Here is a 13,029-nt window from a genome sequence, read left to right on the forward strand (position 1 = left end):
GGTTGAGCCTGCGCAATCGCGCACTCGACCTTACTTTGTCGCCGCCTTCTCGGCGCTCTTCACACGGTCCTTGGCCGCATCTTTGGACGCAGCGGTGGCCGATGGCTTGCCCGCGGCGCTGGACGCGCCCTTGGATGGCTTCTTGTCGGTGTCGAGCACCAAGCCGCGACGCTGCAGCAGCGGCTGGATCTGCGGCTCGTGGCCGACCAGGCTGCGGAACAGCGTGATGGCATCCTGGCTGCCGCCTTGGGACAGCAGCTTGGCGCGGAAGGCATCGCCCAGCTCGCGCTTGAGCCCGCCGTTGGCCTTGAACCACTGCACCGTGTTGGCGTCCAGCACCTCGGACCACACATAGGCGTAATAGCCTGCCGCGTAGCCGCCCATGATGTGGCTGAAGTAAGGCGTGCGATAACGCGGCGGCACGGCGGCGTAGTCATAACCTTCCTCGCGCAGGACCTGGCTCTCAAAGGCCATCACCCGGTCGGCGGCCGGAATCTGCTCCAGCGCCAGTTGGTGCCAGCGCTGGTCCAGCATCGCCGCGCTGAGGTACTCGGTGGTGGCAAAGCCCTGGTTGAACTGCTTGGCCGCCAGCACCTTGTCCAGCAGCGCGCGGGGCATCGGCTCGCCGGTCTTGTAGTGCTTGGCATAGTTGGCCAGGATGCTGGGCCAGTCGGCCCACATCTCGTTGACCTGCGACGGATATTCGACAAAGTCGCGCGGCACGCGGGTGCCGGCCATGCTGGGATAACGCACGTTCGAGAACATGCCGTGCAGCGCATGGCCGAACTCATGGAACATGGTGTTCACCTCGTCCCAGGTCAGCAGCGTGGGCTTGCCATCCGCCGGCTTGGGAATGTTGAGGTGATTGGCCACGACCGGCTTCTGGTCCATCAGACCGCTCTGGTCGACATACGCATTCATCCACGCACCACCGCGCTTGGACGGACGGGCGTACATGTCGGCGATGAAGATCGCCAGCTGCGAGCCGTCGGCATTGAAGACGTCGTAGACCAGCACGTCGGGGTGGTAGACGGGCAGGTCGTGGCGCTCCTTGAAGCGCAGGCCGTACAGCTGGCCGGCGGCATAGAACACGCCGTTCTCCAGCACGTTCTTCATCTCGAAGTAGGGCTTGAGCTGGGACTCGTCAAAGCCGTACTTCGCCGCGCGCACCTTCTCGCTGTAGAAGCTCCAGTCCCAGGCCGCGACCTGGAAGCTCGGCTGGCCCTTGGCGGCCTGCTCCTTGTCGACCATCGCCTGCAGCTCGGCGCCTTCGCGACGTGCCGAGGCCACTGCAGCAGGCGCCAGCTGGCGCAGCATCGCGTTGACGGCCTGCGGGGTCTGAGCGGTCTCGTCCTTCAGCACGAAGTCGGCATGGGTGGCGAAGCCCAGCAGCCGGGCGCGTTCGGCGCGCAAGGTCACCACGCGCGACACCAGGGCGGTGTTGTCGAAGGCATTGCCGCGGCTGCCGCGTGCGATCGAGGTGGTGTAGATCCGCTCGCGCAGGGCCCGGTTCTCCAACTGCGTCAGGGCCGGCTGGCCGGTGGTGTTGAGCAGGGCGATGACGTACTTGCCCTCCAGGCCACGCGCCTTGGCGGCCGCGGCGGCGGCGGAGATCTGCTCCTCGCTCAGACCGGCGAGCGCCTCCACCGAGTCCACCACCACGGCGGAATCATTGACCTCGGACAGCACGTTCTGGTTGAAGCGGGCGCCCAGTCCGGCCAGTTCGGCGTTGATCGCCTTCATGCGGGATTTGCCGGCCTCGTCCAGCTTGGCGCCGGCGCGGATCAGGTTGTTGTAGTAGCGCTCGACCAGGCGCTGCTCCTGGGCACCCAGATTCAGGCTGGCCCGGCGCTGGTAGAGCGACTCGATGCGGGCAAACAGCTTCGGATTGAGCGAGATCGCATCCCGATGGGCCGACAGCCGCGTGGCGTAGTCGGCCTGCAGCTTCAGCCGCGCGGGATTGGCGTCCGCACCCAGCAGGCTGAAGAGCAGCGTGCTGGCGCGACCCAGGGTGCTTCCGCCGCGCTCCAGCGCGACGATGGTGTTCTCGAAGGTTGCCGGCTCGGGGTTGTCGGCAATCGTGGCCACTTCCGCCAGTTGCTCCGTCATGCCCTGGTCCAGCGCCGGACCGATGTCGGCGTCGCGGATCTTGTCGAACGGGGGATAGCGCAGCGGCAGCGGGCTGGGTGTCAGCAGCGCATTGGCGGTGGCGGGCACCGGGGCCGAGGCCGCGGTGGCGGCGGTGGTCTGCGCCAGCACCGGCGCAGCAAGGGCCAGGGTGGCGGCCAGGACGAAGGGAATCCTCATGGGAAGCGGCCCGCCGGAGCGGGGCAGTCTGGGGGACAAGGCCGCGAGCCTAGCCCATCGGCGTCGGATTGCCGAACGGCATGGGCGCGGTCCGCCCCTCACCGGCCTGGAAAGCGCCCCCCGTGCGCGCCGCCTCACTGTCTCGTCGACGGACCTCGGGGTAACCCTGAGACGCACGCTGCCGGCGGTCGGGTCTCGACGCGCGGAGCGGCCATCGGCGGCGGGACGCATTAGCATCGGCACGCATTGCCGGACCCCTCGGTCCCGCGCGCCATCTGCGAGGTTTCTTCCCATGTCCCACATCGGCTCCGTGGCCGCTGCGGCCAGCGACGCCGCGCGCCCCTTGCGCACCTTCCAATGGGCGCTGATCGGGCCCGGCTCGATCGCCCATCGATTCGCCGAGGCGGTCACCCGTCTCGACGGCTGCCGGCTGCATGCGGTCTGCGGCCGCGATGCCCACCGCACCCAGCAGTTCGCCGATCGCTGGTCCCAGCCCGGCGACACCGCGGTGCAGGCGCACACCGATCCGGCCGCGGTGATGAATGATCCGGCGGTGGACGGGGTCTACATCGCCACGCCGCATGGACAGCATTTCGAGTACGCGCTGGCCGCTCTGCAGGCCGGCAAGCCGGTGCTGTGCGAGAAGTCGCTGGTGCCCAATCAGGCGATGGGGCAGCGGCTGGTGGACGTGGCCCGGGAGCGGCGGATCTTCCTGATGGAGGCGGTCTGGACCCGCTTCCTGCCGCTGTACCGTGATCTGGCCGTATGGCTGCGCGAGGGCCGCATCGGGGCCTTGCGCGGATTGCAGTCGAGCTTCTGCTTCCCCGCCCCGTATGACCCCGATGGCCGCCTGTTCAACCCGGCGCTGGCCGGCGGCGCCTTGCTCGATGTCGGCATCTACAACCTCACCGCGACCCGCTGGGTGCTGCAGCAAGCCTATGGCCAGGTGCCGCCGCTGCAGGACCTCCAGTTGAGCGCGGTGCTGGCGCCGACGGGGGTGGACAGCCGGCTGTCGGTGTCGATGGATTTCGGCGGGGGCCTGGTGTCGCAGTTCATCTGCGGCATCGACACCGCCGCCCCCAACACCCTGCAAGTGATGGGCGAGACTGGCAGCATCGTGCTGCCGAAGACCTTCTGGCAGGCCACCCAGGCGGTGCTGCAACCGGCGCGAGGTCCTGCCGAAACCCTGGAGCGCCCGTTCGAGATCAACGGCTTCGAGAACGAGATCCGTGAAGCGATGCGCTGCGTGCGCGCGGGCGAGATCGAAAGCCCGATCATTCCCCATGACGAGACCCTGGCGGTGCTGGGCTGGATGGACCGCATCCGCGCCATGGCCAGGGTCAGGTATCCGTTCGACGATCCTCAGTGAGACCGGCGGCGGACGACGACTGTCCTCGCCTTCCCCGTCACCTTTCACCCGACAGAGGTCCCGCCATGCAGCTCATCGGCATGCTTGATTCCCCCTACGTCCGCCGCACCGCGATCGCGATGCTGCTCCTGGGCCTGCGCTTTGAGCACCGATCGCTGTCGGTGTTCCGGACCTTCGATGCATTCAGCCAGATCAATCCGGTGGTCAAGGCCCCGACGCTGGTCTGTGACGACGGCACGGTGCTGATGGATTCGACGCTGATCCTGCAGTATGCGCAGTCCCTGTCGCCGGGGCGCCTGCTGCTCCCGCCCAGCGATCCCAACCTGCGACGCGCGCTGCGATTGATCGGACTGGCGCTGGCCGTCTGCGACAAGAGCGTACAGGCGGTCTATGAGCAGGCTTTGCGACCCGAGGACAAGCAGCACGAACCCTGGCTGGCTCGGGTGACGACGCAGTTGGGCACTGCCTTGTTGGAACTGGAGGCGGAGCTGAAGAAGGCGCCGCTGTCCGCGCAGCGCGACACGATCGGGCTGGCCGGCGTGAGCATCGGCGTGGCGTGGACGTTTGTTCGCCAGAGCGTGCCGGAGCGGCTGCCGGAGCTGTCCCGGTTGCCGACCTTGGTGGCCTATGCGCAGGCGGTCGAGCAGTTGCCGGAGTTCCGGGCGGCCCCGCATGGGGACGGCGAGGTGGCGCCGGTCGACGGCTGAAAGAACAACGCCGCGGACGAAGCCGCGGCGTGGCAGGGACCGAGTAGGTCCCCGGGGCGCTGTCCTTCGGACAGACACCCAAGTCGATGCGTCGGACCTGACGCGACCCGGGGCCCAGTCGGCGGGAGGGCTCTGGGACCTCTCAGGCGGCGACCATGCCGGTCTTGGGCAGTCGCTTGATCAACACATGCAGTACGCCTGCGATCACCAGCAGCACCAGCAGGCCGATGCCCCAGGTGCCCCAGACCAGCGGCACCAGCCAGCCGATCAGCGAGCCCGCCAGCGGCGCGCCGGAGCCGGCCATCTCCAGCAGCCATTGGGTCAGGCCCTGCACCATCGTCACCAGCCCGGTATCAACGAAGGGCTCCAACCAGACCGGCAACTTGAAGCTGACCGCCGTTTGGCCCAGCTCGGTGACGCGACCGGTGGAGAGTGCCTCCACCGTCCATCGCACCACCGCAGCCGTGGCCCAGGCCAGGCCGCTCCACAGCAGGGCCAGCACGCCGGTCACCGCCCACAGGAAGGTGGTCATCAGTCGTCGCTGCTGCCAGCGAAGCCGAAGATGCTCAGCAGGCTGGTGAACAGGTTGAACAGCGACACGAACAGGCTGACCGTCGCCATCACATAGTTGCGCTCACCACCGTTCACGATCGAGCTGGTGTGGAACAGGATCATGCCCACCGACAGCAGCGCCACCACACCCGAGACCACCATCGACAGCAACGGCAGCTGGAAGAACAGGTTGGCCAGCGACGCCAGGATCGCGATGATCATGCCGGCGAACAGGAATCCGCCCATGAAGCTGAAGTCCTTCTTCGTGGCCAGCACATAGGCCGACAGGACGAGGAAGGTGCCGCCGGTGGTGCCCAGCGCCAGCGCGATGGTGTTGGCGCCGCCCGGCAGGTTCAGGATGGCACTCAGCAAGGGGCCGAGCGTGTAGCCCATGAAGCCGGTCAGGGCGAACACCAGCGGCACCGCCGCCCCGCTGTTCTGGGTCTTGTGGATCGCAAACAGCAGGCCGAAGTAGCCGATCAGCGTCAGGATCATGCCCGGCGCGGGCAGGCGGTAGGCCACCGCTGCCGCCGCCACCGCGCCGCTGAACAGCAGCGTCATGGCCAGCAGCGCATAGGTGTTGCGCAGCACCCGTGCCACGTCGGCACGCTGGGAGAAGACGGACGCGCCGCCCGAGGCGGTCACAGGCGTCCAGGTCGTGGGGGACGCCGAGGGTCGTTGGTAGTCGCTCATGACTGAACTCCTTGAGACGGTGGAACAGGGCGCGGAGACGATGACCTCAGTGCCATCACATCATCGCGCGCATGGAAGCCGAACTTACCGGCAATACGACTTCTAAAAAACCAGCTATTAACTCAATTAACCGCTTGTTTTTACGAATCGATTTCAACCTCGGCGGGATCGTCGACCACGGATGCCGGCGTGAGGGCCGCGCCCGTCAGCCCCCGTCGGTGCGCCAGCAGCGTCGCCACCAAGGGATGGTTCTGTCCCCGTCGCGAATAGATGCCGTGGACGTCTTCCACCACCTCCGTCTGGCCCAGCAGATGCAGGCCACTCATCATGGAGAGGTCATCCGCGCCCAGTCGGCTGACCGGAAACACGCCCAGGCCACGGGCCGCAAACACGCTCATCAGGGCGCTGTCCTCGAACTCGCCCACCACATGCGGGCGGATGTGATGCTGTTCGAACCAGCGCTCCAGGCCGGCGCGCAGCGAGGCATGCCGAGTGGGCAGCAGGACCGGCAGCGTCTCCAGGTTGTAGGGGAAGGACTTGCCCGGCGCGCGGCGGGCCCGCTCGATCAGTTCCACCGGTCCCCACCAGTCCACCGACGTGCTGGCCAGCAGCTGGCTGGTGATGCGGAGTGTCGGATTGACGGGGGCTGGCTGGTCAGTGAGTACTAAATCCAGATGATGCAGCGCCAACTCGCCCAGCAGCTGATCCACCTCGCCTTCATGGCAGACGAGGCGCAGATGCGGGGTTTCCAGCACCGGTGCCAGCAAGGCATGGGCCGCCAGTTTGGACAGCCCGTCAGACAGGCCGACCGAGAGCCGCACCACCCGTTGGGTGGCGGCTTCATGCACCTCGTGCGGGACCAGTTGGCCGATCTGGAAGATCTCCTCGGCGCGGGCAAAGGCGGCCTGGCCGGCCTCGGTCAGCACCAGCCCCCGACCTTCCGGCTTGAGCAGTTGATGGCCCAGCGAACGCTCGAGCTCGCGCACCTGGGCGCTGATGGTCTGGACCGCCATGCCCAGCCGATCAGCCGCGCGGGCAAAGCCGCCTTCTTTGGCGACGACCCAGAAATAGTGCAGGTGGCGGTAGTTCAGCGCAGTCATGAGAGCCTCACGAAAAAACGAACCTGGATGATACTCAACTTCGTTTTATTAGAAGTATTGACAGCCCAATCACCCGAAAAACGGATGGGATTGCTGAGCACTTGTGGGCGCACTCCCCGATTCAGGCAGTCGCTCGATGGCGCAGTCTGGGGACCGCCTGCTTCAGTTCGTCGCTCAGCGGGGTGGGGAAGGCGCGCTGTTCCGTAGAGTCTGTTTCTGCAACGCCGGGCCGGGCTCATCCCGGGGGCCTACCGGGCCCCGCCGGCAGGGCGTTGCGCTCGGACAAGGCGTTCCCCCGCCCGCCACACCGGTAGCGGGGGGGGCGTCCACCCTGCAGGTAGCGGGGCTTCACGGCCCGGGAACGGTGCGCGTCACAACGCTCAGAAGGAAGGAAGCAACACCATGGGATTCGTCGGCCTGATGTTCTGGCTGCTGCTGTTCGTGCTGTGCTGGCCGCTGGCGCTGCTCGCACTGGTGCTATGGCCGCTGGTGTGGCTGATCACGCTGCCGTTCCGGCTGATCGGGCTCAGCGTGGAGGCTGTCTTCGCGCTGCTGAAAGCGGTGCTGTTCCTGCCCGCCCGACTGCTGGGCTGGCGCGAGGCGCGCTGACACCGGCGGCACGGAACGCTGCAGAGGATGCCTCAGCCGCGCCCGTCCATGTCGCAAAACGAGGCGGACGGCTCTCCGCCATCGGAGGGCGGAGGGCGGAGGGCGGAGGCGGGCAGCGTCGGGGCACGGCGGTCCTCCCGGAGCGCCGTGCCCGTCATCGGTTCACAACAACCTCAGACCGCGTCCAGGCCCGCCTGCAGGTCGGCGCGCAGGTCCTCGACATCCTCGATGCCGGCAGAGATGCGCACCAACGAATCGGTGATGCCGAGCCGCTCACGGGTTTCGAGCGGGATGGACGCATGCGTCATCAGCGCGGGCAGCGAGATCAGGCTCTCCACGCCGCCCAGGCTCTCCGCCAGCGAGAAGATCTGCACCCGTTCGAGGAACCGTCGCGCGCCAGCCAGGTCGGTGTCCAGCTGGACGCTGATCATGCCGCCACCGCCGCGCATCTGCTGCTTGGCGAGGGCCTGCTGGGGATGGCTTTCCAGCCCGGGATAGTGAACCCGCCGGACCTTGGGTTGGCCCTCCAGCCAGCGCGCCAATGTCAGCGCGCTCTCGTTATGGCGGGCCATGCGCAAGGCCAGCGTCTTCAGTCCGCGCAGCGCGAGGAAGCTGTCGAAGGGTCCCGCGATCGAGCCAATGGCGTTGTGCAGGAACTCAAGCTGCTCACGCAGCGCCGCCTGGCGCGCCTCGCCGCCCACCACCACCACGCCCGAAATCACATCACTGTGACCGTTGAGGTACTTGGTGGCGGAGTGCATCACCGCATCAAAGCCCAGCTCCAGCGGACGTTGCGCCCAGGGGCTGGCGAAGGTGTTATCGGCAATGGCGAGCGCCCCATGCGCCCGCGCGATCCGGGCGACGGCCGCCAGGTCGGTGAGCTTGAGCAAGGGATTGCTGGGCGTCTCGATCCAGATCATCTTGGTCTCGGGACGCAGGGCAGCTCGCACATTCTCCGGATCACTGCTGTCCACATAGGTGACCTGCAGCCCGGCGCTGCGCTTGCGCACCCGCTCGAACAGGCGATAGCTGCCGCCATACAGGTCGTCGCCGGCGACGATGTGCGATCCGGCATCCAGCGTGTCCAGCACGGTGGCCATCGCTGCCAGGCCGGAGGAGAACGCATAGCCCTGCACGCCGCTCTCCAGGCTGGCGATGGCCCGCTCGTAGGCCTGGCGGGTCGGGTTGTGGGTGCGGCCGTATTCATAGCCCTGGTGCACGCCGGGGCTCTGCTGCCGGTAGGTGCTGGTCGCATAGATCGGCGGCATGACCGCACCAGTCAGCGGATCGGGATGCTGGCCGCCATGGATGGCGCGGGTATCGAAACGCAGCGAGGCGTCGTCGTGGCCGTGCGCAGCGCCGGCGGTATCGTTCTTGGGAGACTGGCTCATGACAAGCCCTTTCGCAGGTGGTTCAACAGGTCGAATCGAGTGACGAGGCCGTAGAAGCCGCGATCGTCGGCAATCACGGCCACCAGGCCCTTGCGCAGTTGCGCGATCAGGTCGGACAGCGGCGCATTCGGCGGCAACGTCTGCACATCATGGCTCATGGCGCTGTCGACGCGGTCCTTGAAGTGACGCGCATCCATGTGCATCTGGGCCAGCAGATCCGACTCGTCCAGCAGGCCCACCAGGCGGCCCTCGCGCAGCACCGGCAGTTGCGAGACCTCGGCCTGGCGCATGCGGGAGAAGGCGGTCGCGAGCGTGTCTTCCGGGCTCACGCTGACCACCGCACCGTCCTCGGTCCGCCGCGCGATCAGGTCGCGCAGGTCACCCTGGCTCGCGCGCTTGAGCAGGCCCTGGTCGAACATCCAGGGATCGTTGTAGACCTTGGACAGATAACGGGTGCCGGTGTCGCAGACAAAGGTGACGACCCGCTTGGGCGTGGTCTGCGCCCGGCAGTACTTCAGCGCGGCCGCCAGCAGCGTGCCGGTGGACGAGCCGGCGAGGATGCCCTCGGCCTTGTAGAGCGCCCGCGCGGTGGCGAAGCTTTCTTCATCGGTGATGGTGTAGGCGTGGCGCACCCCGCTCAGGTCGGCGATGGGCGGGACGAAGTCCTCGCCGATGCCTTCGACCGCCCAGGAGCCGGCCTCGCCGTAAGTACCGGTCTCGACATAGTCCTTGAGGATGGATCCGGCCGGATCGGCCAGCACCATGTCCATGCCCGGCCTCACCTTCGAGAAGAACCGCGACAGACCGGTCAGGGTGCCGCCAGAGCCCACGCCGCACACCATCGCATCGATCCGGTGGCCGACCTGCTGCCAGATCTCGGGACCGGTGGTGGTCTCGTGGGCCAGCGGATTGTTGGGATTGTTGAACTGGTCGGCATACCAGGCACCGGGGATGTCGAGCACCAATTTCGCCGCGCGGTCCTGGTAGTAGTCGGGATGGCCCTTGCCCACATCGGACCGGGTGATGTGCACCTCGGCGCCGAGCGCCTTGAGCTGCAGCACCTTTTCCGCGGACATCTTGTCCGGCACCACCAACGCCACCCGGTAGCCCTTGGCTCGCGCCACGAGCGCCAGACCCAGGCCGGTGTTGCCGGCGGTGGCCTCGACCACGGTGCCGCCGGGTTGCAGCAGGCCGTCACGCTCGGCGGCCTCGATCATGGACAGCCCGATGCGATCCTTGATCGATCCGCCGGGGTTCTGCGATTCCAGCTTCAGGAAGAGTTGGCAGGGGCCGGTGTCGAGCCGGTGGACGGGCACCAGCGGCGTGTTGCCGATCAGGTCCAGCACGGCGGGGCGATCGGGTCGAGGCGGTGTCGAGTGGACAGCCGCCGTGGCGGTGGAAGAGGTCTCCGTGGCACGCATGGGCGCTCCTTTTTATCCTGATGGGATGGGGATCGGCGCCGCGCTCGTCCGGGTAGGTCGGGCGCGGGCAAACCGCGCAGGCTATCCGTGGCGGGCGGCGAGGGCAAGCGCGGTTCACGCAACAGCTTATCTGCGGATCTCATAAGCCGGGCCACAGCGCAGCACCACAACCGGGTGCACGGTGACCAGTGTCGGCTTCGGCGAAGGGGCGAGCAGGCCGCATGCCCGATGTCCGACGCCGCGGCGGGGATGTGCGGATCCCGCGCATGCATATGCCCATCGCTTCGTTCGTGTCCGCCGCCGCGCTGCCTAAGCTGGCGCCCATCCTGACTCGTTTCTCTCCTACAAGGACCTGCCGCCATGACCCTGACCCGTCGCGCCCTGCTCATCATCGCCACGTCCGCTTCGCTGATGGGCATTGCCCATGCCGACCAACTGGACGACATCCGCAAGAAGGGGGAGCTGGTGGTGGGCGTGCTTGGCACCGACGAGCCCAACAGCTTCATCGATCCGAAAACCCGGGAGATCGTCGGTTATGAGGTCGACTTGGCCAAGGCGATCGCGGACAAGCTGGGAGTCAAGCTGCGGCTCAAGCAATTGGCCGTCGCCGCCCGCATTCCCGAACTGCAGCAGGGGCATGTGGACCTGCTGGCCGCCAGCCTGACCCACAACAAGGAACGTGAGGCGGTGATCGATTTTTCGCTCACCACCTTCGTCACCGGACAGAAGGTGCTGGTCAAGAAGGAGAGCGGGATCAAGTCGCTGAGCCAGCTTGGCGGCAAGAAGGTGGTGACCGTGAAGGGCGGCACCCAGGAACCCAACATCCGCAAAGCGGTGTCGACCGTCGACGTCGTCACCTTCGACACCGGCCCGCTGGCCTTCCAGGCGTTGCAGCAAGGCAAGGGCGTGGCCTTCGTGAACGACGAGGTGTCGCTGCTGGACCAGTTCGCCAAGCTGGGCCCCGCTGCCGCACAGTATGAAATCCTGCCGACCAACCTGAGCGTCGAACCCTTGGCACTGGGCCTGCGAAAAGGCGAAACCAAGCTCAAGGCGCAGGTTGACGGCACGCTGCGTGAGCTGGAGAAGAGCGGCGCGGCGGAACAGCTGTTCCAGAAATGGTACGGACCGCAGACGCGCCTGAAGTTCCAGACGCGCAGCTTCAAGATCGACAGCGACCAGGTGGAGGGCTGAACACGACCCAGCGATGAACCGATCACTTTGACATCCGATGCAAGCACGCCCCGGCTTCGGCCGGGGCGTTCCTTTGTGGGCAGCGATCTGCCGACCCTATCGCTATCGCTATCGCCATCGCCATCGCCATCACCGTCCCCAACGCCACCCCATGGCCAACCCCATGCCCCTTCTCGATTTCTCGCCGCTGCTGCACGGACAGTTTCTGGATTGGCTGCTCGCGGGGGTGCGGCTGTCGCTGCTACTGACCCTGTTCGCGCTGTGCCTGGCCTTGCCGCTGGGCACCCTGATCGCGCTGGCGCGACTCGCCCCCTTCGCGCCGCTGCGTGCCGTGGCTTGGGGCTATGTGGAGGCCGTGCGCAATGTGCCGTTGCTGGCACACATGCTGTTCTGGTATTTCGCCGTGCCGGAACTGCTGCCGGATGGGCTGAAGGCCTGGCTCTATGCGGGCCACATCGAAGCCGTCGCAGCCCTGGCCGCGCTGGTGACCTACACCGCGGCCTACATGGCCGAAGACGTGCGCTCCGGCCTGCGTTCGGTGCCGCAGGGTCAATGGCTGGCCGCCCGGGCGCTCGGGCTTCGCCACCGCGATGCGATGCGGTGGATCGTGCTGCCGCAGGCGCTACGGGCCACCGTACCGCCCTTGATCTCACAGACCCTCAACCTCTGGAAGAACACCAGCATTGCCACCGTGGTCGGTGCGGCCGAGCTGATGTATCAGGCGCAGCGGGTCGAGACGGCGAGCTTTCGCGGTTTCGAGACCTTTGCATTGGCCACGGCGACCTACCTGGGCGTGTCGCTGCTGATCACCGCCGCCGGGGTGCTGTACCAGCGGCGCTATCCGGCCCGACCAGCAGCGCGATGAGGTGACCGTCATGAGCGTGCTTGAAATGATCGACACCTACTGGCTCTACGTGCTGATCGGCCAGTATCCCAACGGACCTCTGGGCGGCTTGGCGCTGACGGTGCTGCTGGCCGGCTCCGGCCTGCTGCTGGCGCTGCCGCTGGGCGTGCTGCTCGGCGTGGCGCGGGTCAGCCCCAGGGCGCTGGTGCGTCGGCCGGTGACCGCGCTGGTATACGGGGTGCGGGGCACGCCGTTGCTGATGGTGGTGTTCTGGGCCTATTTCTTCCTGCCTGCGGTCACCGGTCACAAGACCGACCAGTTCAACACCATGCTGGCGGCCTTGGTGATCTTCGACGCCGCCTACCTGGCGGAGATCGTGCGGGCCGGATTGCAATCCCTGCCCGATGGGCAATGGCAGGCGGCGCGTGCGCTGGGGATGAGCCGGGGTCAGGCCTTGCGGCTGGTGCTGCTGCCGCAGGCCCTGCGCCACATGCTGCCCTCGCTGGTCAACCAGTTTGCCTCCACGATCAAGGCCACGTCCTTGGGCACCATCATCGGCCTGTCGGAGCTCTCGTTCATTGCCGGTCAGGTCAATGCGCAGGTGCTGGTGCAACCGGTCGCGGTGTATGGCACGCTGGCCTTGTGCTACTTCGTGATGTGCTTCGGGCTGTCGCAGTGGGCCCAGGGCATGGAGCGCCGTTCGCGCGTGTGACGGTTCGCCGTCATCGGTTCGCAGATGTCAGTGGTGAACACCTGAATCACTGCGGATACAGGTCAATGACGACCGCAGCCATCGAGGTCAATCTATGGGCCTGACAACTCGGCGCGCTCGGTAGCCACTCAGA

12 protein-coding genes are annotated in these 13,029 nt (G+C 66.9%); 6 read left to right on the top strand and 6 right to left on the bottom strand.

The genetic code is table 11. The features are described from left to right. Positions 1-30: 30 nt before the first annotated feature. On the bottom strand, positions 31-2,307 hold the full coding sequence (locus N4261_RS00245; RefSeq protein WP_261758202.1) for a M3 family metallopeptidase: 2,277 nt from the start codon (positions 2,305-2,307) through the stop codon (positions 31-33). Positions 2,308-2,599: 292 nt separating this feature from the next. Here N4261_RS00245 and N4261_RS00250 point away from each other — a divergent pair, with 292 nt between their 5' ends. Further along, positions 2,600-3,676 carry a Gfo/Idh/MocA family protein gene (locus N4261_RS00250; protein ID WP_261758203.1) on the top strand — a complete coding sequence of 359 codons (1,077 nt, stop codon included), beginning with the start codon at positions 2,600-2,602 and terminating at the stop codon, positions 3,674-3,676. A 65-nt stretch (positions 3,677-3,741) separates the two neighbouring features. Further along, complete coding sequence (locus N4261_RS00255; protein ID WP_261758204.1) at positions 3,742-4,383, top strand: glutathione S-transferase family protein; 642 nt, start codon at positions 3,742-3,744, stop codon at positions 4,381-4,383. Positions 4,384-4,525: 142 nt separating this feature from the next. Here the strand turns inward: N4261_RS00255 and N4261_RS00260 are convergent, their stop codons facing one another. From N4261_RS00260 to N4261_RS00270, 3 genes are all read right to left on the bottom strand, one after another. Continuing rightward, positions 4,526-4,915 (bottom strand): hypothetical protein, encoded by a 390-nt coding sequence (locus N4261_RS00260; RefSeq protein WP_261758205.1) that lies wholly within the window; start codon positions 4,913-4,915, stop codon positions 4,526-4,528. Next, positions 4,915-5,628 (bottom strand): Bax inhibitor-1/YccA family protein, encoded by a 714-nt coding sequence (locus N4261_RS00265; RefSeq protein WP_261758206.1) that lies wholly within the window; start codon positions 5,626-5,628, stop codon positions 4,915-4,917. The genes N4261_RS00260 and N4261_RS00265 overlap by 1 nt, the downstream gene beginning before the upstream one ends. A gap of 140 nt (positions 5,629-5,768) precedes the next feature. Further along, positions 5,769-6,728, bottom strand: coding sequence for a LysR family transcriptional regulator (locus tag N4261_RS00270; RefSeq protein WP_261758207.1), 960 nt, complete (start codon positions 6,726-6,728; stop codon positions 5,769-5,771). A 402-nt stretch (positions 6,729-7,130) separates the two neighbouring features. Here N4261_RS00270 and N4261_RS00275 point away from each other — a divergent pair, with 402 nt between their 5' ends. After that, positions 7,131-7,337 (top strand): hypothetical protein, encoded by a 207-nt coding sequence (locus tag N4261_RS00275; protein ID WP_261758208.1) that lies wholly within the window; start codon positions 7,131-7,133, stop codon positions 7,335-7,337. Positions 7,338-7,510: 173 nt separating this feature from the next. Here N4261_RS00275 and N4261_RS00280 read toward each other — a convergent pair whose 3' ends face one another. Next, positions 7,511-8,728, bottom strand: a complete 1,218-nt coding sequence (locus N4261_RS00280; RefSeq protein WP_261758209.1) for a trans-sulfuration enzyme family protein — start codon at positions 8,726-8,728, stop codon at positions 7,511-7,513. Further along, positions 8,725-10,149, bottom strand: a complete 1,425-nt coding sequence (locus N4261_RS00285; RefSeq protein WP_494338141.1) for a pyridoxal-phosphate dependent enzyme — start codon at positions 10,147-10,149, stop codon at positions 8,725-8,727. Before N4261_RS00285 ends, N4261_RS00280 begins: the two co-directional genes overlap by 4 nt. A gap of 360 nt (positions 10,150-10,509) precedes the next feature. Here N4261_RS00285 and N4261_RS00290 point away from each other — a divergent pair, with 360 nt between their 5' ends. From N4261_RS00290 to N4261_RS00300, 3 genes are all read left to right on the top strand, one after another. After that, the gene (locus N4261_RS00290) at positions 10,510-11,340 is read left to right on the top strand and encodes an ABC transporter substrate-binding protein (protein WP_261758210.1); all 831 of its coding nucleotides are present in this window, start codon (positions 10,510-10,512) and stop codon (positions 11,338-11,340) included. Positions 11,341-11,503: 163 nt separating this feature from the next. Continuing rightward, positions 11,504-12,205 (top strand): amino acid ABC transporter permease, encoded by a 702-nt coding sequence (locus N4261_RS00295; RefSeq protein ID WP_261758211.1) that lies wholly within the window; start codon positions 11,504-11,506, stop codon positions 12,203-12,205. A gap of 10 nt (positions 12,206-12,215) precedes the next feature. After that, positions 12,216-12,896 (top strand): amino acid ABC transporter permease, encoded by a 681-nt coding sequence (locus N4261_RS00300; protein ID WP_261758212.1) that lies wholly within the window; start codon positions 12,216-12,218, stop codon positions 12,894-12,896. The last annotated feature ends 133 nt before the right edge of the window (positions 12,897-13,029 follow it).

Source organism: Roseateles amylovorans (genome assembly GCF_025398155.2).
Lineage (GTDB): Bacteria > Pseudomonadota > Gammaproteobacteria > Burkholderiales > Burkholderiaceae_C > Roseateles > Roseateles amylovorans.